The organism is Bacteroides caecimuris, from assembly GCF_001688725.2.
GTDB lineage: Bacteria > Bacteroidota > Bacteroidia > Bacteroidales > Bacteroidaceae > Bacteroides > Bacteroides caecimuris.
The window spans coordinates 142,841-163,590 of sequence record NZ_CP015401.2 but is presented as its reverse complement, the minus strand read 5'-3'; the positions used below and the strand labels follow the sequence as shown (position 1 = coordinate 163,590).

Annotated in this window: 17 protein-coding genes; 5 read left to right on the top strand and 12 right to left on the bottom strand. The window is 43.3% G+C overall.

The genetic code is table 11. The features are described from left to right. The 3 genes from A4V03_RS00545 to A4V03_RS00535 all read right to left on the bottom strand — a co-directional run bounded on the left by A4V03_RS00545 (window position 1) and on the right by A4V03_RS00535 (window position 3,943). Entirely contained in the window at window positions 1-1,341 is a 1,341-nt protein-coding gene (locus A4V03_RS00545; protein ID WP_065540218.1) for a sn-glycerol-1-phosphate dehydrogenase, read from the bottom strand. Between the two features lie 83 nt (window positions 1,342-1,424). Further along, complete coding sequence (locus A4V03_RS00540; protein WP_065540219.1) at window positions 1,425-2,330, bottom strand: glycerophosphodiester phosphodiesterase family protein; 906 nt, start codon at window positions 2,328-2,330, stop codon at window positions 1,425-1,427. 41 nt (window positions 2,331-2,371) lie between these two features. After that, the gene (locus tag A4V03_RS00535) at window positions 2,372-3,943 is read right to left on the bottom strand and encodes a glycerol-3-phosphate dehydrogenase/oxidase (protein WP_065537543.1); all 1,572 of its coding nucleotides are present in this window, start codon (window positions 3,941-3,943) and stop codon (window positions 2,372-2,374) included. A gap of 216 nt (window positions 3,944-4,159) precedes the next feature. On the opposite strand from A4V03_RS00535, the gene A4V03_RS00530 reads away from it, so the two are divergent. Next, the gene (locus A4V03_RS00530) at window positions 4,160-4,924 is read left to right on the top strand and encodes a DeoR/GlpR family DNA-binding transcription regulator (protein ID WP_065537542.1); all 765 of its coding nucleotides are present in this window, start codon (window positions 4,160-4,162) and stop codon (window positions 4,922-4,924) included. Between the two features lie 193 nt (window positions 4,925-5,117). Here the strand turns inward: A4V03_RS00530 and A4V03_RS00525 are convergent, their stop codons facing one another. Together A4V03_RS00525 and pta are read right to left on the bottom strand one after the other, a co-directional pair. Continuing rightward, window positions 5,118-6,317, bottom strand: coding sequence for an acetate kinase (locus A4V03_RS00525; protein WP_065537541.1), 1,200 nt, complete (start codon window positions 6,315-6,317; stop codon window positions 5,118-5,120). Between the two features lie 40 nt (window positions 6,318-6,357). After that, entirely contained in the window at window positions 6,358-7,377 is a 1,020-nt protein-coding gene (pta, locus tag A4V03_RS00520; RefSeq protein WP_065537540.1) for a phosphate acetyltransferase, read from the bottom strand. A gap of 197 nt (window positions 7,378-7,574) precedes the next feature. Between pta and A4V03_RS00515 the strand changes: the two genes are divergently transcribed. From A4V03_RS00515 to A4V03_RS00500, 4 genes are all read left to right on the top strand, one after another. Further along, entirely contained in the window at window positions 7,575-8,018 is a 444-nt protein-coding gene (locus tag A4V03_RS00515) for a CidA/LrgA family protein (protein ID WP_065537539.1), read from the top strand. Beyond that, window positions 8,015-8,710 (top strand): LrgB family protein, encoded by a 696-nt coding sequence (locus A4V03_RS00510; RefSeq protein WP_004305057.1) that lies wholly within the window; start codon window positions 8,015-8,017, stop codon window positions 8,708-8,710. Before A4V03_RS00515 ends, A4V03_RS00510 begins: the two co-directional genes overlap by 4 nt. 76 nt (window positions 8,711-8,786) lie before the next feature. Then, window positions 8,787-9,704, top strand: coding sequence for a DUF2156 domain-containing protein (locus tag A4V03_RS00505; RefSeq protein ID WP_065540217.1), 918 nt, complete (start codon window positions 8,787-8,789; stop codon window positions 9,702-9,704). 13 nt (window positions 9,705-9,717) lie between these two features. After that, on the top strand, window positions 9,718-10,734 hold the full coding sequence (locus A4V03_RS00500) for a GNAT family N-acetyltransferase (protein WP_065537538.1): 1,017 nt from the start codon (window positions 9,718-9,720) through the stop codon (window positions 10,732-10,734). A 117-nt stretch (window positions 10,735-10,851) separates the two neighbouring features. Here the strand turns inward: A4V03_RS00500 and A4V03_RS00495 are convergent, their stop codons facing one another. The 7 genes from A4V03_RS00495 to A4V03_RS00465 form a co-directional block, all read right to left on the bottom strand. Beyond that, window positions 10,852-11,985 carry a glycoside hydrolase family 88/105 protein gene (locus A4V03_RS00495; RefSeq protein WP_065540216.1) on the bottom strand — a complete coding sequence of 378 codons (1,134 nt, stop codon included), beginning with the start codon at window positions 11,983-11,985 and terminating at the stop codon, window positions 10,852-10,854. Between the two features lie 4 nt (window positions 11,986-11,989). Beyond that, window positions 11,990-13,282, bottom strand: a complete 1,293-nt coding sequence (locus tag A4V03_RS00490; protein ID WP_065537537.1) for an alpha-l-rhamnosidase — start codon at window positions 13,280-13,282, stop codon at window positions 11,990-11,992. 46 nt (window positions 13,283-13,328) lie between these two features. Next, entirely contained in the window at window positions 13,329-14,585 is a 1,257-nt protein-coding gene (locus A4V03_RS00485) for a DUF2264 domain-containing protein (protein WP_065537536.1), read from the bottom strand. 123 nt (window positions 14,586-14,708) lie between these two features. Next, entirely contained in the window at window positions 14,709-16,616 is a 1,908-nt protein-coding gene (locus A4V03_RS00480; RefSeq protein ID WP_065537535.1) for a family 43 glycosylhydrolase, read from the bottom strand. A gap of 16 nt (window positions 16,617-16,632) precedes the next feature. Next, window positions 16,633-18,159 (bottom strand): BT_3987 domain-containing protein, encoded by a 1,527-nt coding sequence (locus A4V03_RS00475; RefSeq protein ID WP_065537534.1) that lies wholly within the window; start codon window positions 18,157-18,159, stop codon window positions 16,633-16,635. A gap of 15 nt (window positions 18,160-18,174) precedes the next feature. Further along, window positions 18,175-19,068, bottom strand: a complete 894-nt coding sequence (locus A4V03_RS00470; protein WP_065537533.1) for a discoidin domain-containing protein — start codon at window positions 19,066-19,068, stop codon at window positions 18,175-18,177. 28 nt (window positions 19,069-19,096) lie between these two features. Continuing rightward, window positions 19,097-20,734: a RagB/SusD family nutrient uptake outer membrane protein gene (locus tag A4V03_RS00465; protein ID WP_065537532.1), complete on the bottom strand. Its 1,638-nt coding sequence runs from the start codon at window positions 20,732-20,734 to the stop codon at window positions 19,097-19,099. Between the last annotated feature and the right edge of the window lie 16 nt (window positions 20,735-20,750).

Genomic DNA, 20,750 nt, shown 5'->3' with positions numbered 1-20,750 from the left:
TTAATCTGTTATTTCCCATATTTTACCTTTACCAAACAATCCATCCAGCCACTGTTCCATATATCCTGTCCGTACAGCTAAATCGAGGACAGTAAAACGACGACGGATAAATTGTGCACGAACAAACGTTTCACGCAGACGTTTCCGTGTAATACCGATTTGTTCCGGTTCTACAGGAGCGCCTACCTGCCGCAAGGATTGTTTCACTTCTTTGTAAGGAACCAACTGTTTGGACAAACGTTCACGAATTTCAGGCCAGTATTCTTTCAACTGCCGCAACTGAATAGCCAATTGCTCTCGTGTCACATATTTCGCTTTCGTCTCCTGCAGACCGATAGTAGGAAAATCAGTACCGACAAACATATCAAGAGCTACCTTATCGGCTATTTCCGGTTCGGGCCATGCCGCACAGCACGCTTCCACGTCCAGTTTCTCTAGTGGGGTGTTCAACACTTGTTCATAAAATGCCGTTATAGCCAACATACCTATACTCACCTGAAAGCCATGAGAAACATGCTCACCTTGATTTAAATGATGTTCCATATTCCAAAGATGGCTGAACTGATGTTCCGCTCCCGAAGCCGGACGACTCGATTTAGACCATTGCATGGCAAAACCTCCCAGCATCAATCCTTCAATAAGTTGTAACACCGCTTTTTCGTCTCCGGCCACCGCACCTTCAGGATTCGAAAGCGCATCATGCAATCCATCCTGCACAATCGACCATGCCTTTTCATCAATATCTTCCACGCCCATCCAATCGGCAAGAATCCAATCGGCACCAGCCGTCACTTTGGCAAACAAATCGGCATATCCTGATGCCGTCATCGGCTTGGGAGCTTTCTTTATGATTTCGATGTCAGCCAATACAGCTTGCGGAGCCGGACAGCTAAAAGTCTGTTTAGCGCCATTGGCAGTAATGGAAGCACCGAATGCAGTATATCCATCCATGGAAGCGGCAGTGGCCACACACATATATCTTCTTCCGACCAGATGAGAAGCTAACTTCGTTAAATCATTAATCGTACCGGAGCCGACAGCTACCGGAATAGCATCATGCACTTTCAACGATTCGACCAGACGGTCAACATACGAATATTCCGCATACAGGTCGGAATCAGTGAAAATAAAAGATGGTAATAATTCTATATTCGCATTACGCAACTCTTTCTCAACTCTTTCGCCGGCAACACGATAGGTGGTTACATCAGCTACCACTACAGCTTTTCTTCCTGCAAACTGTTCTTTAAACAGTCCGGCTACGTCATTTAATATGCCGCTTCCTATACGAAGAGCACGTGTCTCATTCGCAGCTTTCAATGCTTGTTCTACTTTTGACATTTTCACAGTATTAATTGTTAGTTCACTAACCGGATTTTCCTTTACGATAGTAAACAGACGTTGCACCATATCAGGGCAACAATCTATCGAGATTGCAAAACTGTCCATACTTCTGTCGGTATATCAGATTCTATAATATCCGGTTTCTTATCTATCTCTTCTTTATATTTCAAAGCCCGTTCTTCTTTCGAAGGCAACCTGTCGTGCGTAGGTGCCACACTAATCATACAACGTACGCCACGAGCATGCAGCATTTCAACGATTTTCTTATTTTCGGGTGTTATACTATGCCCTACATAAGCGATCATATTTTCCCATGGCACACCTGATATCGACAAGTCCTCAAACTCTTTCATATTACGGGCGAAAGCGGACATCATAATCGTCGGGAAACGGTCATAATAGTATCTGGCTTGGGCACCGGTATGCACAGTCAGCATCACATGTCGCTCCGCCTTATGCTTTTTGATTAAAGCCGCAATCATAGCCATCGGCACATCTTTCTTATCAAGGTTGATAATCGTTTTACCTCTGCTCCATTTGATCACTTCTTCCAAAGTAGGAATCTTGCAGTCGGTCACTTTACCCGAATGGTCTTTCAGACGAAGCTTCTGCAACTCTTTCCAGGTATGATCGCAAACTTTTCCCGTTCCTGTTGTTGTACGATCCAAAGTAGCATCATGCATCAATACAATCACGCTATCTTTTGTCAGACGAGGATCGATTTCGAAGAAAGCCGGCATCTGCTTCAGCACATTTTCCAAACCTTCGATGCAATTTTCCGCATATCCTTCTTCGTACCCACCGCGATGTCCGCTTACAATGATTGAGCCATTTCCCGCATATTTAAAGAAGTCTCTCAATTGTGTGACATCGTCAAACTTTAACAGATGTAGTTTTCCCTGCGCCGACACAGACTGTATCCCTGACAACAGAAGAAACATCAATGAGGCTACGAGTCCTCTCCGCAAAACCATACAACTTTTCATAAGCATTTATTTACAAACAACAATTCAAGTAATTTTTTCTTCTAATTCAAGATATATCCTCTTGCCAACCGGTTAAAGTCGGCTATCTGCGCCTGCTCCCAGGTTTTGTCCTTTCCCAGTTCCGCCGCTAATACCGATGCCACTTTCGGAGCTATTTCAAGAGCAGCACGGGCATCCAGAAACAGCATCCTCACCCGGCGGGCCAACACATCTTCTATATTCTGCGCAAACTCCTCACGAGCCGCCCACACAACATGCGCCGCTGTAAAAGTATAACCTTCATACAACTTTTCGGCAAAAGAAGGTTCTTTTTCTATCATTTTTTGTATTTTGTCCGCGTCGCTACCATACACATAATTCCAATCATTCTCATCAAATTGCTCTGTTGTATATCCATGAACCCTCAAATTTTTCGTCACACATTCCGCAGGAGACAATCCTCCTATCACGATAGCCTGATTGATGACATCTTCAGCCATTGCACGATAAGTAGTCCACTTCCCTCCGGTAATTGTCAAAAGCCCCGATTTCGAACGATAGATTTTATGATTCCGTGAAATCTCTTTCGTTTTCTTCGAATCAGCATGCGTTGGCGCAGCTAAAGGACGCAAACCGGCAAAAATCGAAAGCACATCGGCACGGGTCGGTTTGCGGTCGAGATACTGACCCGCCTGATCTAAAATGAAATCAACTTCTTCTTCCAATGCTCTCGGTTCCAAAGAAGCTTCATTCAGAGGGGTATCCGTGGTGCCAAGCACCACTTTGCCGTGCCAGGGCACTCCAAAAAGAACGCGTCCATCTTTCGTTTTAGGTATCATTAGTGCCGAACGACCACCCAGGAATTTACTATCAACTACCAAATGTACTCCCTGGCTAGGACGTACCTTCTTCCGCGTATCACATTCATCCATCTTCATCACATCGTCCACAAAAACTCCGGTAGCATTCACTACTACTTTCGATTTGATCTGATATTCTTTCCCGTCAAGTGTATCGACAGCATGCACCCCATTTATTTTTCCGGCGGCATCTTTCAGCAAACAATTCACCTTCATATAATTCAAGCACACTCCACCTTTATCAATAGCGGTCAGTGCCAGCGTTATAGCCATGCGCGAATCATCAAACTGTCCGTCATGATATACCACTCCGCCTCTCAATCCTTCATGCTTTAAAGAAGGTATTTCTTTTAATACAGAACGTTTTAACATCGGCAACGAACGTCCCAATGCTTTGCGTCCTGCCAGTAAATCATAACAAGTCAGCCCCACCGCATAAAAAGGCTTTTCCCACCAGCGGTAATTACCGATGATAAAACGCATATCTTTCACCAAATGAGGAGCATTGAGTCTCATACGCCCACGTTCATGTAATGCTTCAACTACCATAGAGACATCTCCCTGCGCCAGATACCGAACTCCTCCATGTACCAGCTTCGTACTGCGGCAAGAAGTACCCTTAGCAAAATCATGCTGTTCCAATAGAATAACTCTGTACCCTCTGGAGGCTGCGTCCACTGCAGCCCCTAATCCGGTAGCCCCACCACCGATTACCAAGATATCACATTCACATTTCCAATTGAGCATCCTCTCAAGCAAATCACTTCGTTTCATTCCTTATAAACATTTCGTTTTCTTTCCTTATTTATAAATCAGCACTGCAAAAATACACAAAAAGAAATATCATCCAATACAAAAAGCAAATTATTTTTCATTAACAGACCATTTTACATATAAAACGGAATCTTTATATCATAGAATGAAACTTTTCATCTTTTTATTTGCCATATATTAATATTTAGTTTATCTTTGTGATAAAAATTGGGAATTATGACAAGTATTGCTGAAAGACATAAGTATATTCTTGAAAGTTTAGCAAAAAACGGTTTCATCAAAGTAAATGAAATCGCTAAAGAACTGGAAGTTACTCCTGTAACAATCCGAAAAGATTTAAAACATCTGGAAGAAAAGAAACTTCTCTACCGTACTCATGGAAGTGCAAGTCCGGTCAACCCATTAACATCAGATATTGATGTGCACGAAAAAGAAAAGCTTCGAAAAGAAGAAAAGAAAAGAATCGCTACCGCTGCAGCTAAATTAATAGAAGAAAACGATTCTATTATCATTGCTTCCGGCTCTACCGTACATACGTTTGCCGAGCATATCACTCCCATCAACCACCTAACTGTAGTCACAGCTTCTCTGAAAACCTCCTTATTATTAAATACCATTAATAATATCGAAGTAATCCAGCTCGGGGGAATCGTACGGAAGAATTCTTTTTCCGTCATTGGCGACTACACTTCTTTGTTTTTTGAACAAATCACTTGCTCAAAACTCTTTTTAGGAGTAGACGGTATTGACCTGGAGTACGGAATCACAAACTCTAATATTGAAGAAGCTGTCCTCAACAAGAAAATGATAGAGGCGTCATTACGTACTATCATCTTGGCAGATTCTTCCAAATTCGGGCGACGTGGATTCGGTAAAATCTGTAGTTTAGACTGTATCGATGTGATAATCACAGACTCCGGCATTTCCCAGTCAATGGCGCAAGCGATTGAAGAAATGGGCATTGAGCTTATCATTGTCTAAAGCAACCATATCACCCACAGGATAATCTGTCAACGGTTACCTTCAGATGACTATAACTGTTTGATGACTTCATAAAAAAGAGGCTGTCTAAAAAGTCGTCAGTAACTCTATCCCCCTCCTTCCTGAAGGAGGAGAATAATGATAGAACCGACTTTTTAAACAGCCTCTTTTTATTTATTAATCAGTAAATCTGTTACTTCTTCAAAATATCCATTGTATCGGATGCAATCAGCAGTTCTTCATCTGTCGGAATCACTACCACTTTCACTTTAGAAGCAGGAGTAGAAATGACAGCCTCATCGCCATGAATCTTATCATTCATCGCTTTGTCAATTTCGATACCCATAAATTCAAGTCCTTCGCAGACAGTTTCACGACATTGTGACTGGTTTTCACCTACACCGCCCGTAAACAGAACAATATCTACACCGCCCAATGCAGCAGCATAAGCACCGATATATTTCTTAATACGGTAGTAGTACATCTTTTCTGCAAGGATTGCTTTCGGATTACCGGCTTGGCAAGCAGCATCCAATTCACGCATATCGCTTGATACACCTGAAATACCGAGTACACCGCTCTTCTTGTTCAACAGGTTGGAAACACCCGTAGTGTTCAAGCCTTCTTTTTCCATGACAAATGTTACCGCACCGGCATCAATGTCACCGCTACGAGTACCCATCATCAAACCTTCCAGTGGAGTCAAGCCCATAGTAGTGTCGATACATTTACCATCTTTGATAGCAGCAATAGAACCGCCATTACCGATGTGGCAAGTGATGATTTTCTTTCCTTCAGGATTTACGCCCAGAAATTCGCATACACGCTTCGAAACATAACGATGAGAAGTTCCGTGGAAGCCATAACGACGCACGCCATACTTTTCATACAATTCATAAGGAATAGCATACATGTAAGCATAATCCGGCATAGTCTGATGAAAAGCCGTATCAAATACACCTACCTGCGGAATGTTAGGAAGAATAGCAGAAACTGCATTCACACCTTTCAAGTTAGCCGGATTGTGCAACGGAGCCAGATCATTGCAAGCTGTAAAAGCTTCCAATACCTCCTTATTCAACAATACAGATTCGCTGAAACGCTCGCCTCCGTGTACCATACGGTGACCTACGGCATTGATTTCATCCAAAGATTTGATAGCGCCATATTCGGGGTGAATCAATGTATTCAGAATAAACTCTACTCCTACTGTATGTTCAGGAATATCTTTTTCCAGAATTTTCTTTTCACCGTTCGGCAAAGTCAGTTTCAAGAAAGAGCCTTTCAGACCGATTTTTTCGATACCACCTTGCGCAATCACTTCTTTGCTGGTCATATCGAACAATTTATATTTAATAGATGAACTTCCGCAGTTCAATACCAGAACTTTCATTTCGTTGTCAATTTAATACTTACTACTTGATACCTAATACTTATTTATTTGCCTTTGCAGCAATAGCCTGGTTAGCCGTGATAGCAATCATACGATATACATCTTCAATAGAGCAACCGCGAGACAAGTCGTTTACCGGGCAAGCGATACCTTGAAGGATCGGGCCGATAGCATCAGCATGTCCCAAACGTTGAACTAGCTTATAAGAGATGTTACCTACTTCCAGGCTCGGAACGATCAGTACATTTGCCTGTCCGGCTACCTCCGAACCCGGTGCTTTGCTTTTACCTACTTCAGGAACAAGAGCCGCATCTGCCTGCAATTCACCGTCCAAATCAAGAGTCGGAGCCATTTCCTTAGCTATTTTAGTTGCTTCTACTACTTTGTCTACCACTTCATGTTTAGCAGAGCCTTTGGTAGAGAAACTCAACATAGCTACTTTCGGATTTTCGATACCGGCAACCGCCTTGGCTGTCTGCGCTGTACAAACTGCAATCTGCGCCAATTGGTTAGCATCAGGAACCGGAGTTACGGCAACATCACCCATGACCAAAACTCCATTCTTTCCATATTCGGGAGCATGAGTCAGGAGCAACATAGCACCAGATACGCAAGTGATTCCCGGAGCAGTCTTGATAATCTGCAAAGCAGGACGCAATACATTACCAGTAGTGTTGCGGGCACCAGCCAACTGACCGTCAGCGTCACCGTTCTTCATCATTAAACAACCAAAGAATAAAGGATCATTCGTTAATTTGCGGGCTTCTTCGATAGTCATCCCCTTCTTTTTACGAAGTTCACACAACAACTGCGCATATTCTTCGTGTTTCGGAGAAGTTTCAGGATCAACGATAGTAGCTTTACTGATGTTTCCCAATCCCCATTTTGCAGCAAGTTCATTAATTTCTGTCGGTTTACCCAGTAAAATTAGATCAGCTACTTCGTCTGTCAAAATCATATTGGCAGCTTTCAATGTGCGTTCTTCAGTTCCTTCCGGAAGAACAATACGTTGGCGATTCGCTTTCGCACGCGCCACGATTTGGTTGATTAAATTGAGCATAGATATATTGAATATTATTATAAAACCTCATTACAAGTTGTAATTTGCGGTGCAAAAATACTCAATTTTGCAATATCCACATTACAATTTCGGCTATTTTTCTCTCCCAAGTCTAAAATATTATAATATTTAACACTGTACTCCTATTTTTCATACCTTTGCAGTGTTTTCAAACAAAATCAATAGGTTATTAGTATATGATACGTCAGTGCGCCATTTTATTCGGCTGTTTGGCTTTGGGTGAATTAATAGTTTATCTTACGGGTATCAAGCTCCCCTCCAGCATCATCGGTATGCTGCTGCTCACCCTCTTTTTAAAATTAGGTTGGATTAAACTACACTGGGTACAGGGATTGTCCGACTTTCTGGTTGCCAACTTAGGATTCTTTTTCGTTCCGCCCGGTGTGGCTCTTATGCTATACTTTGATGTTATTGCGGCAGAGTTCTGGCCGATAGTAACAGCGACCATTGTCAGCACCGCGCTTGTACTTGTCGTTACGGGATGGGTACATCAAATCGTCCGCAAGTTCAGGCTGGCACGTCAGATTAAGCTGGCGCGCAAACTTCGCCTGACGGATTTCCATCTGTCGGAGAAACTGCACCTTAAAGATAAAATCAACTTAACAAATAAAGACAAATGAGCTTCTTAGAGAATAATTTCTTCCTGCTGGCTATCACCTTCGGGATTTTCTTCTTTGCCAAATTGCTTCAGAAGAAAACAGGACTGGTATTATTAAATCCTATATTGCTGACCATCGCCCTATTAATCATCTTCCTTAAAATGACAAATATCTCATACGAGACCTATAATAAAGGAGGACATCTGATCGAGTTCTGGCTCCGCCCGGCTGTTGTTGCTTTAGGCGTACCTTTATATCTTCAATTGGAGATGATAAAAAAGCAGTTATTGCCAATCCTTCTGTCTCAACTGGCAGGCTGCATTGTCGGAGTTATTTCAGTAGTGCTGATTGCGAAGTTCATGGGGGCTTCCCAAGAAGTAATCCTGTCTCTGGCTCCCAAATCGGTTACGACTCCGATTGCGATGGAAGTAACCAAAGCCATTGGCGGTATTCCGTCACTGACGGCGGCAGTTGTTGTGGCAGTTGGTTTATTAGGAGCAATCTGTGGTTTTAAGACCATGAAAATCATGCGTGTAGGCAGTCCGATCGCCCAAGGGCTTTCGATGGGGACAGCCGCTCATGCTGTCGGAACTTCCACCGCAATGGACATCAGCAGCAAATATGGAGCATACGCCAGCCTGGGTCTGACTCTGAATGGAATTTTCACTGCACTGCTCACACCTACGATCCTTCGATTATTAGGTGTTTTGTAAAAACAATTAAGTGTCTTGTAAAACAAAATCTCTTGATTTACCGTTATATAAAGAGTTAAACGCAAAAAGCAATTTTATGATTCCATTTAAAGATATCACGTTAGCAGACAAAGACACAATCACCTCATTCACGATGAAAAGCAATCGCCGTAATTGTGATCTTTCATTCTCCAATCTTTGCAGTTGGAGATTCATATATAACACTAAATTTGCAGTAGTCGACAACTTCCTGGTATTCAAATTCTGGGCAGGAGATCAACTCGCTTATATGATGCCCGTAGGTACAGGAGATTTGAAAGCAGTATTGTGGGAGCTGATAGAAGATGCCCGCAAAGAGAACCAGCATTTCTGTATGCTGGGAGTGTGCAGCAGTATGCGCTCCGATCTCGAAGCCATCCTTCCAGAACAGTTCACTTTCTCAGAAGACCGCGACTATGCGGATTATATTTATTTGAGAAGTGATCTTTCTACGCTGAAAGGGAAGAAATTCCAGGCAAAAAGAAATCATATCAACCGGTTCCGCAACACTTATCCGGATTACGAATACACACCGATTACCCCGGACCGTATTCAAGAATGTCTGAATCTGGAAGCAGAGTGGTGTAAAGTGAATAACTGTGACCAACAGGAGGGAACAGGCAACGAACGTCGCGCCCTGATTTATGCTCTCCACAACTTCGAGGCACTCGGACTGACAGGAGGTATTCTTCATGTGAACGGTAAAATTGTCGCATTCACATTCGGTATGCCTATCAATCATGAAACGTTCGGCGTGCATGTAGAGAAAGCGGATACCAGTATTGAAGGTGCGTATGCCATGATTAATTATGAATTTGCCAACCGGATTCCCGAACAATATATTTATATCAACCGGGAAGAGGATTTAGGTATTGAGGGTTTACGCAAAGCCAAACTGTCTTACCAGCCGGCAACGATTCTGGAAAAATATATGGCTTGCCTCAAAGAGCATCCCATGAATATGGTTAAATGGTAAATCCATCATAAATATGATGATAAAGGAGCAAGTAAAAGCATTGTGGAAAATCTGTTTTAACGATAGTGAAGAATTCGTTGAAATGTACTTCAGACTGCGCTATAAAACAGAGGTGAATGTCGCCATCCAAAGTGGCGATGAGGTAATCTCTGCGCTTCAGATGCTTCCTTATCCGATGACTTTCGGCGGAGAAACAGTGCAGACTTCCTATATTTCAGGAGCCTGTACGCATCCCGATTTCCGAAGCAAAGGGGTCATGCGAGAGCTCTTATCACAGTCTTTCGCCCGGATGCTGCGAAATGGAATACATTTCAGTACATTGATACCGGCAGAGCCCTGGTTGTTCGATTATTATGCCCGCATGGGATATGCTTCCATATTCAAGTATTCAACTAAAGAGATCGTTTTGCCGGAGTTTATTCCTGCTAAAGAGATAGCGGTCAGTGTGGTTCCGGAGTTTCAGGAGGAGATCTATTCTTATTTGAATAAGAAACTTTCTGAACGGGCTTGCTGTATTCAACACACGCCGGAAGACTTTCAGGTTATTATGACTGATCTTGCCATCAGCGGAGGATACTTATTTGTAGCCAGGCAAGAAAACGAAATCAAGGGAGTGACTATTATATATAAAGGAGACAAACATATCATTATCAATGAGCTTTGCGCTGAAGATAAAGATGTGGAATATAGCCTATTGCATGCTATCAGGCAACACACCGGATATAAGTGCATGGTTCAACTTTTGCCTCCCGAAGACCAACAGCCTCAACATCCGTTGGGCATGGCACGTATCATCAATGCCAAAGAAGTGCTGCAAATCTATGCCGCGGCTTTCCCCGAAGATGAAGTACAGCTGGAATTGTCGGATAAGCAATTGTCGGTAAATAACGGATATTATTATCTGTGTAAAGGGAAGTGCATGTATAGTACCGAGCGACTGCCCGGTGCGCATATACAGATGAATATTAGCGAACTAACCGATAGAATACTCCAGCCGTTAAAGCCGTATATGAGCTTGATGATGAATTAAAGTACGGATTATACGATTGACTTATACTAAGAATATACCTCTAAGAACCGTGAAATCCGTGTAATCCGCGCCTAAAATTATTTACTGAAGCTATGCAGAACACTTGCGAAACTTGAATTATTTATTCAAATGACGAACCCGTTCGCAAGCAGCCAATAGAAACGCCCCCACTCCAAAATTTGAAGTAGAGTTGGCGTCTACTACCTGTCCGGGTATCGCTTTCTCGCCAATCGGTTGTACATACCCAATCTTACCATCGGGTTGCAAAGCAACCGTTGAGAGATATTTCCATGCTTTTTCAGCTATCGGCTGATATTCATCTGAATCAAGGAAGCCGTTATTTATGCCCCATTGCAAACCGTAAGTAAAGAAAGCCGTTCCACTGGTTTCCGGTCCCGGCGCATGTTCCGGGTCAAGCATACTGCGTGTCCAGTAGCCTTCCGGTTGTTGACAAGCAGCAACAGATTTGGCTAATGTGCGGAAACGGTCTATATATTCCTGACGATACTTATCTGTTTCAGGAAGCTCCTTCAGCACTTTTGCCAATCCTGCCAATACCCAGCCATCTCCACGCGCCCAAAAATCTTTTTTACCGTTCACACTTTTGTGCTTGGGGTATACGTATTTACCGTCCCGATAGTAAAGTCCGGCTTCATCATCATACATGATACTGTCGGCATAAGCAAGATATTCGTGCAATTTCTCCAGGTAAAGCGGATTCTTCGTGATGTTATACATCTTTGTCATTACAGGCATTACCATATACAAACCATCCGCCCACCACCAATAATCATGGTTAGAAGTACTCATCTGATATTCCATCACTTCACGGGCACGGGCTATCTTCTGTGTATCCGGTTCCAGATTGTATAAATCAGCATAGGTCTGGAAACAAATCTGATAATCCCCGAAAAGTACATAGTCGTCACTTTCTCCATAACTATACTTCCAACAAGTTTTATCATCCGATTTAGCACCTTTCCATTCGTTATGTTCAGCCCAACCTTTCGAATACTCTAAATATTCCGGCTTCTTTGTCAGGAAATAGGCTTCCATATTTCCGGTATGATAGGCAGCATTGTCCCAAAAAGAACGGCCGTGTTCCGGATGATTCGTCTGCCAATATCCATTCACCTTATGAATTATCTCTATCACTTCTTCCGAAGAATCGGTTTTCTTGTCCACACAACTTGCGCAGACCATACCGCTCAGAAGAAAAGCCGAAAAAAGAGTTACGTATAAATTCTTCATATCTTTATTTATTTGTATTCCTATCCATTTCCAACACATACACCATTTGAGGTTCAATCTCTGCCGTACGTTCGCCATCCCCTTGGCGGGTATGCTGCACAAAGAGATGCAGTTTTCGTTGTTTCTTCCAAAGTTCCGTGTCGTGTGACGGTTCCCAGGCATCTACCGGAAAGTCTGTTAAATCTGTTATCGTCCATTTGCCGATGCCGACATCGGCAGCATGAGCCATTGAAACACAGCTTCCCCGTTCTACATCACGGAAAATATAGAAAACTTCTCCACCCTCTACGACAATACGCGGACGGGCGATAGGAATCATCTTCGTGCCACCGCCTTTCAAGCTAAAAGGAGTTTTACGGTCGCTTACCTGACGGTGATGCCATATTTTTCCATCATTCCATACAATGCGATATTGCGGTACGTCACTGTCGGGATCTCGCCAATACGTAGCTATATAAGGATTTCCACCCGCATCGGCACTCATACTCGTTTGATTTATCAATTCACAGTTCTGCGGCAGACGGCAAGCATATTCCGCATTCGAAAGTTTAATCGGGAGTTCATATTGCTCTCCACTGGACTTGTACCAGGTCACTCCATTATCAAACGAACGGGCATAACAAATATCGTGGTTTGTCTCTACATGCCAGGTTTCACGCCACACCCATGAAAGATGGATAGTTCCCTGTTCATCAACATATAGTTGCCAATAGGCGTTTCGTTGATTCTCGCCGTCAATCAAGACATCCTGAACACGAGTCCACTTGCGTTCTTTCAATGAGTAACGGTTCATTACCAGATTACCACGACCGGAAGAACCGGAACGGTAGGCAAACAATAAATCCCCGTTCACCAAAGGATAGAATTCCGGATAAGTGACATTTCCTTCATCCAGTCCGGTCATCGGCATTTTATCTCCCAACTCCAAAGAACCGGGAGCAATGCTCCGACAATAATTCAGTTTATGACCGTGATGGTCAAAAGAAACGTGCACATAGCCTTCTCCGTCCACCATCATGCTGATGATATTATGGCCGTCCTTCACATTTCCCTGATATTGGGTACGATGCAGCGTCCATTGTTCGGAGTCCAGTTTACGTTTTCCCAATGTCAGATAACCGTCAGCATCATAATAACTGATGTACTGCTCATCTCCATGGGTAACCAGGGAATTATTACGGAATACCGCAGTGTTGACCGAAGTACAACTATATCCCTTTCCTACTTCTACCAAGCACTGCGAACAAACGATAACAGGCACAAGCATTATTCCAATAAATAATAATAGTCTGGTCATATATCAATCAATAGGCATCGGCGGTTCATTGCCGATTCGTTCATAATTAATGAAAAGCATGGTCTTTCGGGAAGTCATTCCCTTCCCAGGCTTTTTTACTTGTCCAGTCTTCGGCAGGAGATGTCCAGAAGGGATGGTCAGCCGGAAGTCCGAGCGGCAGGAAAGCAAGTGATGCCATATATAAGCTACCATTATTTGTATACCAGTCGGATATCTTCGGTTGTTTGCCATTAAAACCTAAAGTGAGGAATCCTTTCTCATTGAAATTGCGGTCATCGCCAAACATCCGCTTAATAACAGCCGTCATGGCTGCACGCACTTGTCCGTTCGGCAATTCCTTGGGTAACCATTCTCTCCATGCCAGCAATGCTAAAGGCTGCAAAGTTCCTGTACGATAGGTAATAGAACGACCGAAAACAGGGAGCGTCCCTTCGGGAGAGATGAACCGTTCCAAAATCATTCCGAAACGTTGCATTCGTTTTACTGCACGGTTGTAATCACAGTCCGGCATATTCCAGACTTTATTCTTTCCGCCGTTGGTCATTATTTCCAGCGGTTCTATATACATGGGATGCAATACAAAACTATTGTAATAGTCGAAAGCAAAATCCTTTCCATCCGAATACCAGCCGTCACCGACATACCATTCTTCCACTTTGCGCAGCGCCGAAGCTATGCGGTAAGTATCACTTGGCGCACCCGCCTTCCGCAGAAACGCTTCTACGGTAGCAGAGAACAATAACCAATTCGTATAAGGCGGGTCTACCCGGCGAAGCTGTGTAAACTCGGTAATATAACGTTGTTTCGTCACGCTGTCCAACGGAACCCATAAAGCATCATATCCTCTTATGAAACTTTCCGCGATATAAGCGGCATCCACCAAGGTTTGCCCTTCCTTTCTCCACAACAAATAATCGGGACTTTCCGGGTCGACAGCCTGCGCATAACTCTTGAGCGCCCATTCACGCAGTTGTTTCCGCTGGATACCTTCGGTCGTATCATCATCCGGCAATGAAATCCAAGGAGCCAGTCCTGCCATCAAACGTCCGAAACATTCCATATAAGTAACCTTTTTATTTCTTCCGTCCCATGTCGGGCTTAACTCTACTAACATATTCTGTTGCAGCTTACCTTCACTCATATTACTAAGCACCGGTTCAGCCATACGATACAACACTTCCGCCCATAACTCACGGTCGGTCGGTTCTTTCACTTGTTTCTTCTTTTTTGCCGACAGGTCTTGTGACGGAATCATCAAGATTGCCATAAGCAATAGTAATATGCAATGTCTATTCAAGTTCATGATATTATTATAGTTTTTCGTTTACAAAGATACTTTATACTCACAAGAATAATGTCTAAATTTGTGTCAAAAAAGGGATACAAAAAGACCAAATTTCATACAGGGATAGTTATATATACGAAATTAATAAGGTTTCCACCTATCAATCCATTCAATAAAAGGTATTCCTTTCTCATTAAATTGAATAGGCAACCAGATATAACGTGAATCCGACAAACTCTCCGGGCGCCAGCTATCTGCCATAAAAACAAACCAGTCTTCCTTTCCTTGCAAAGGAAGGATATATGTGCCTTGTCCCCCGAACGTCTTATCCGCTTTCTCTCCGACACATGGATTCGGAAGTTGTTTCCATTCTCCAAGAATCGAGGTAGCAGTTAATAACCGGGCTTTATTAGGCTCCCATCCCGTACAACCGGAAGTTATCATCCAGTACGTCCCGTCTTTCTTGAAAATAGCGGGGGCTTCATTATGTCCGCCGGGAAAAATGCGTATATACCTGCCTGTATGACCGAGATAATCATCAGACAATTCGGCAATCTGCAATGTCAGATTATCTTCCGAAGAATAAATATGATAAGCCTTCCCGTCATCATCCACAAACAGAGTCATATCGCGGGACATTTGTCCTCCTTCCAAATCCCTTCTTACAAACAATCCTTTTTCAATCGCATTATACCATCCCGGAGTCCACCATTCTTTATATTCTGAAAAGTCCCATTTGATCCTTTTTTCCTTTTCCTTCATATTTAATGGATAAATGCCCGGATTGACACGACCGGAACGGATAAACCGATATGGTCCGGTTGGTGAGTCACTGACAGCAACGGCTGCACACGCAGAACTGTATCCTTTCCCTTTCTTTTCCAAATGAAACCACATCACAAACTTTCCGGTTTTCTCATTATATATCACTTTCGGACGTTCCATGATACATCCTTGTTCAATATCAGCCCCTTCCTCACCGGAAACAGCCAAGACAATACCTTCAGGCTTCCATTTGCATAAATCAACGGATGAATAACAATTTACTCCTTTTTCTGTCACAAAACCGGATTCGGGACGATGTTCGCCAAACCAATAATATATACCTTGATGAAAAAGTATGCCTCCCCCATGCGCATTAATCACATTCCCTTCTATATCCCTCCACACTTTACCGGAAACAATCTTTTTCTCCTTCTGATAAACTCTCACATAATCTATCTCATACTTCATCGGAAGAACAGTTTCATCAACCGGACCACCATTAATACCACCAATAGCAAGATTCAACAAAAGATATTGTGGTTTCGTAAAAGGATTCGTCCCTTTGCCGATACTTCCGTTTACCGTATTATTCAAAGGAATCTCATTTAAAAGCTCATCATCCAAATAAATCTTAATCGCTTCTTCGTCCCAGTCCATTCTCCAAATATGGAATTTGGAAGCCCAGTCGGGGTCTTTATCGGTAAAATGAGCGTATGGAATGGCCTGGCTATCCCATTTTGCACTCCATTTCTTATCTGTTCCCCATGCAGCATTTGCCAATATATGAGGAATCCCCTTGATGTGGTAATATTCCATCATATCAATCTCCCCGCAAGAGGGCCATTCCATATGACTGCCCAACAGCCAAATAGCCGGCCATGCACCTTTCGCCACCGGTATGCGTGCACGCACTTCAAAGCGTCCGTAGAGAAACTCCTTCTTTCCGGCAGTCGTCACCGATGAAGAGGTGTATTCTATAAACTCCCGTTTCTTACGCCAGTCGTTACTACCGGGCACGTAAAGAGGATTCGGGCGACCGTGCTCCTTCCGGGCTTCGATAATGAGAGAGCCTCCTTTGCAGACAGCGTTGTCGGGCTGATACCACTGAGCCTCTTCGTTACGTGCATAACCTTGTTCGTAATTCCATACAGAAGGGGACAATCTCCCTTCCGTATCAAACTCTTCGCTCCAAACCAACTGCCAACCATCATTTTGCGCCTTTGCAAGCAAAGGCAAAAACGCTAGTAACAGCGGTATAACCAAATAATTCTTCAAATATACCATTGCTTAATCCCATCGTTTATTCGAACTGATAAACACGAACGTAGTCTACATGATATTCGAGCGGAAACTTCGACAAGTCCGGTTCGCCCCCGTTGGAGCCTAAAGCCAAGTTCAACCAGATACATTGACCGAAGCCTTCATTAGGATTGCCATCATCAAGATACGGATTACGCCATGCTCCTCTCCACCAACCATCATCCAGTCCACCAGAACCATTTACTGTAGTCGCTTTCAAATCCTTAATTTCATTCATCAACTCATCATCCAGATAAAGTCTCAAGGTATTTTCGTCCTCATCCAGGCACCAGTCCAACCGCCAAACATGATATTTCTTTCCCCAGTTCTTGTCTTTCGCTATAAATTCCGCAACCGGTCTGTTATAAGACTGCCATTTGCCACTCCAACGGGTGTCGGAACCCCAACAAACATTGGCATGTACACTCGGCTTTCCATTTACCAAATAGTATTCGAGCAAATCAATCTCACCTCCCAACGGCCATTCCCAACACCAACTGTCAGTACTTCCACCGGTTGTCCAAATAGCCGGCCATGCACCCATTGCCGTAGGTATCTTGGCTCTGACAAGCAGTCGTCCCTTCCGGAATCTATAATCTTTTGTAATCAGACAACTCGAAGTATACTCAGCATATTCACGATTCTTCTTCCAGTCGCTGCTTCCAGCCTCATAATTCGTATTTTTTACCCGTTCCTCTTTTCCTGTGATTATCAATGCCCCGTCTTTGCAAATCGCATTTTCTTTCTGATACCATTGCAATTCCTGATTACGTTGGAAACCTTCCTCCCAACGCCATACATTCCAGTCCGGTTCTCCCGTTCCATTAAATTCATCATGAAACTTCAAAACAAGTCCGTCCTCCGTTGTTTCCGGTGCGTCGTTAGGGTCAGGCAGATATTCCGGACCACTTTCATCCTCAGCCGGCTCTACATAGCTCACATTGAATAGCAACATCAATGTATTCGTCTTAGGATTGATTCCATAAGAAGATGAAGACTCAATCGTTAACGGAAGTACATACAGCAAATCACGCTCTGCTTCCTGACAAGCGGTAACCAATTCATTGGAATAAACAGTCACTGATACGGCATCCGATTTTGTTTCACCGGCCTGTAACGTTAATGTCTGAGAAGATAAATGATAATAGCCCTCGGGAAGCAATTTCGCGCCATCATATTTTGCATAAATACCTCCTTCCGCCACTTTAGCCGATACTTTATCGAGCGTATCTTTATTCACAACCAGACTCACTTTAGCTTCTTGTCCGGCAGTGCGCCCTTGATAAAGAGAAAGATTCAACTTATAAGTAAAGTTCTTAACAGGCGTTTCATCCTCGCTTTGTTGCAAATTCGTAGCCACATTACACTCCGCACCGTCCCACACTTCACGAGCTTGTGTCAGGTTCAGCAAACTTAAATCCAATTGACCTTCATAAGTAAAGTCTTTATCATCGTCACAACCATACACTCCACCGATGAGGGTGGCCGCCACACAAGCGACCATCCATATTTTATTCATTTTCATCATAAGTCTCATTTTAAATTAATCCAAAGGAACTGTTTCCGGGTCATACTTTTCGATATCTGCATCAAAAAAGGCAATTTCTCCTATATGGAAATATTTCTTATTCTGCGAACTTGTCAACACATTGAAACGGAAATATTTGAACTTCTTACCCGGCATTACAAAGTCAGAAGCGTACTTTGTCTGACGTGTTGTAGGCAACCCGTTCAAAGTAGAAACCGTTTCCCAATGCTCGCCATCCGTACTAATCTGTAATTCTGCGGAAGTAGGGAATCCGTCCGCATTACCAGTATCCCGCGTATAATACTCAAACGCAAAGTTCTCATGCTCTTCCTTCAAATTAATCTGTATATAATGCGGCAAATCGACCTGCGGAGAATGCCAGTTGGTATGAAAGAAAGATGGGTCCGCTGTTTTACCATCTATCAGACGGTCAAAATACCCTTCGGACACATCCGGATAATTACAAGACAACTGCTCTACCGTCAAAGCAACCTGCGTGCGGGATTTTTCTGTATAGGATGCTGGCATCGCACCCGACCGTGCTTTCAATTCCTGAACCACTCCTGCTTCATGAGCCGTACTAAAAGTCTGCAAATAGAAAGTATAGTCTCCGAAACGGGCACGAGTATTCTCTATCAACATTTCCGTTGTTCCCTTAGAAGCAATCTTACAGATATCTTTCTTTTGCAAGGGGTCATAATAGCGAATCTGCATATAAGCATAATCCCCTTCGGGTGCTTTCCAAGTCAATTTAATCTGTCCCGGCAAAGCCTCCGACACGACTGTGGAGAGTTCCACGGAAGCAGGACTCTTTCCTCCCGTTGTTTCAAATTCTTCAAAATTCTTATCACAGCCAATCATTCCCAAAAACATAAAGGCCGCAAACATATATTTAATATTCAACTTCATAGTTTTTATCTTTTTTCATTAATAAGACTTACCATCCCGGATTCTGGGTGAGATTCGGGTTCTTACGTATTTCTGAAGCCGGAATCGGGAAGAAATACATTTTATCATCCCAAACCAACGACTTATTTTTCCGCTCATAGAGGAAACTTCCATCTTCCTTTTTGGTAATCTGCATACGCCCGATTTCAGTAAAGCCACCCTCTTTCCAACGGCGTACATCCCAAAAACGATGTTGTTCAAAAGCTAATTCTACCATTCTTTCGTTTTTATACCGTTGCCAAAACTCCGTATTAGAAATATTATCCGGGAAATCGGGCATTTGCACATCCGAGCGCTGCCGTACTTTATTGACTGCGGCACAAGCCGACATTCTGAATTCATTGTCCGTAGCACCCGCCGAACCCAAATAGCGGAAGATTGCCTCGGCATAGTTCAGATAAAATTCTCCCAAACGAAAAACCACCCAGTTATGCCGTTTGCCGCCACTGCCACTCTCCGCACTGATATCAGTGGATGCGTCCAGATACTTCTTCAAATAATAACCGGTAGGTGTAGCATAAGGCAACGGCAACCCGTTCTTACCACCGATAAACGTTTCCAACGGGGTCGGATTCGTATTCGGCCATTTATCACCATTACAAGCAATAGTCATTCCGAAACGCGGATCTTTATCTCCATTATCCTTCGATTCATAAGCATCTACCAAGGTTTGTGTCGGACAATTGCCGGAATTGGCGTTCTCCATACCAACCGGGAAGTTTGCGTATTCCGGACTACTCGTGTCTCCGATACGACGAACAAAAATCATTTCAGAAGCCTGGTGATTGTCCGTTCCCCAGATATCCGTATATTTTCCAAGCCGGATGCCATTGGCTGTACAATAATCAATCACAGCCTTATTGGCTACAGCAGCTTCGTACCATAACTCCCGTTCTTCACCGCTATTAAACAACTTGCTCGCCCTATACAATGCGGCACGGGCTTTCAAAGCCAAAGCTGTTCCTTGCGTGACACGACCGGCCTCCGGATTGGAACCACCGGCAGCGTCATTGTCCAATGCCGAATAAGAGACAGGCAGTTCGGGCGCCACTTCTTCACATTCGTTGATAATAAAATCAAAGATTTCCGAGGCCGGAGTACGTGAAAGAGAATTGGCTTCACTTTCTGTCAATACATTTACCGTGAAAGGAACATCTCCGTATGCACGTACCAACAGAAAATAATAATATGCACGCAACAGACGAACTTCATATTGATAACGATTGAACCGATTCATTTGAGCTTCATAATCCTGCGCATAACGTAAGTCATAAAAATCAAGGTCTTTACTCTCCGCCAGATAGAAATTGGCAGCACGGATGCCGGAATAATATCCCCATAAAGATTTAGGGTTCAATGCGCTCCATCCACCATTCGTATAGTCAAGAACGGATGAATAAGTCACAGCCATTTCCGCTTCGTCACAAGCAGAAGCCAACGATTGATAGCTTGGCAAATCAGTGTCCAGATAACTATAGATATTATTCACAAATCCCGCAGTCCGGGAAAAGTCTGAAAAGACATACCCCTTGTCGTATGACGTATATTCATGATAATCCATCTTATCGCTGCAAGCTGACACCACCGCTATACAAGCTATTCCTAAGCATATATTTTTCAATTTCATAGTTTCTTTCTTTTTA

Bases quoted from the DNA above. Each gene is read 5' to 3' on its own strand.
- A4V03_RS00470 (WP_065537533.1), bottom strand. From the start codon at position 19,068: ATGAAGTTGAATATTAAATATATGTTTGCGGCCTTTATGTTTTTGGGA.
- A4V03_RS00500 (WP_065537538.1), top strand. From the start codon at position 9,718: ATGATGATAAAGGAGCAAGTAAAAGCATTGTGGAAAATCTGTTTTAAC.
- A4V03_RS00490 (WP_065537537.1), bottom strand. From the start codon at position 13,282: ATGACCAGACTATTATTATTTATTGGAATAATGCTTGTGCCTGTTATC.
- A4V03_RS00525 (WP_065537541.1), bottom strand. From the start codon at position 6,317: ATGAAAGTTCTGGTATTGAACTGCGGAAGTTCATCTATTAAATATAAA.
- pta (WP_065537540.1), bottom strand. From the start codon at position 7,377: ATGCTCAATTTAATCAACCAAATCGTGGCGCGTGCGAAAGCGAATCGC.
- A4V03_RS00540 (WP_065540219.1), bottom strand. From the start codon at position 2,330: ATGAAAAGTTGTATGGTTTTGCGGAGAGGACTCGTAGCCTCATTGATG.
- A4V03_RS00475 (WP_065537534.1), bottom strand. From the start codon at position 18,159: ATGATGAAAATGAATAAAATATGGATGGTCGCTTGTGTGGCGGCCACC.
- A4V03_RS00545 (WP_065540218.1), bottom strand. From the start codon at position 1,341: ATGTCAAAAGTAGAACAAGCATTGAAAGCTGCGAATGAGACACGTGCT.
- A4V03_RS00515 (WP_065537539.1), top strand. From the start codon at position 7,575: ATGATACGTCAGTGCGCCATTTTATTCGGCTGTTTGGCTTTGGGTGAA.
- A4V03_RS00485 (WP_065537536.1), bottom strand. From the start codon at position 14,585: ATGAACTTGAATAGACATTGCATATTACTATTGCTTATGGCAATCTTG.
- A4V03_RS00495 (WP_065540216.1), bottom strand. From the start codon at position 11,985: ATGAAGAATTTATACGTAACTCTTTTTTCGGCTTTTCTTCTGAGCGGT.
- A4V03_RS00530 (WP_065537542.1), top strand. From the start codon at position 4,160: ATGACAAGTATTGCTGAAAGACATAAGTATATTCTTGAAAGTTTAGCA.
- A4V03_RS00465 (WP_065537532.1), bottom strand. From the start codon at position 20,734: ATGAAATTGAAAAATATATGCTTAGGAATAGCTTGTATAGCGGTGGTG.
- A4V03_RS00510 (WP_004305057.1), top strand. From the start codon at position 8,015: ATGAGCTTCTTAGAGAATAATTTCTTCCTGCTGGCTATCACCTTCGGG.
- A4V03_RS00505 (WP_065540217.1), top strand. From the start codon at position 8,787: ATGATTCCATTTAAAGATATCACGTTAGCAGACAAAGACACAATCACC.
- A4V03_RS00535 (WP_065537543.1), bottom strand. From the start codon at position 3,943: ATGAAACGAAGTGATTTGCTTGAGAGGATGCTCAATTGGAAATGTGAA.
- A4V03_RS00480 (WP_065537535.1), bottom strand. From the start codon at position 16,616: ATGGTATATTTGAAGAATTATTTGGTTATACCGCTGTTACTAGCGTTT.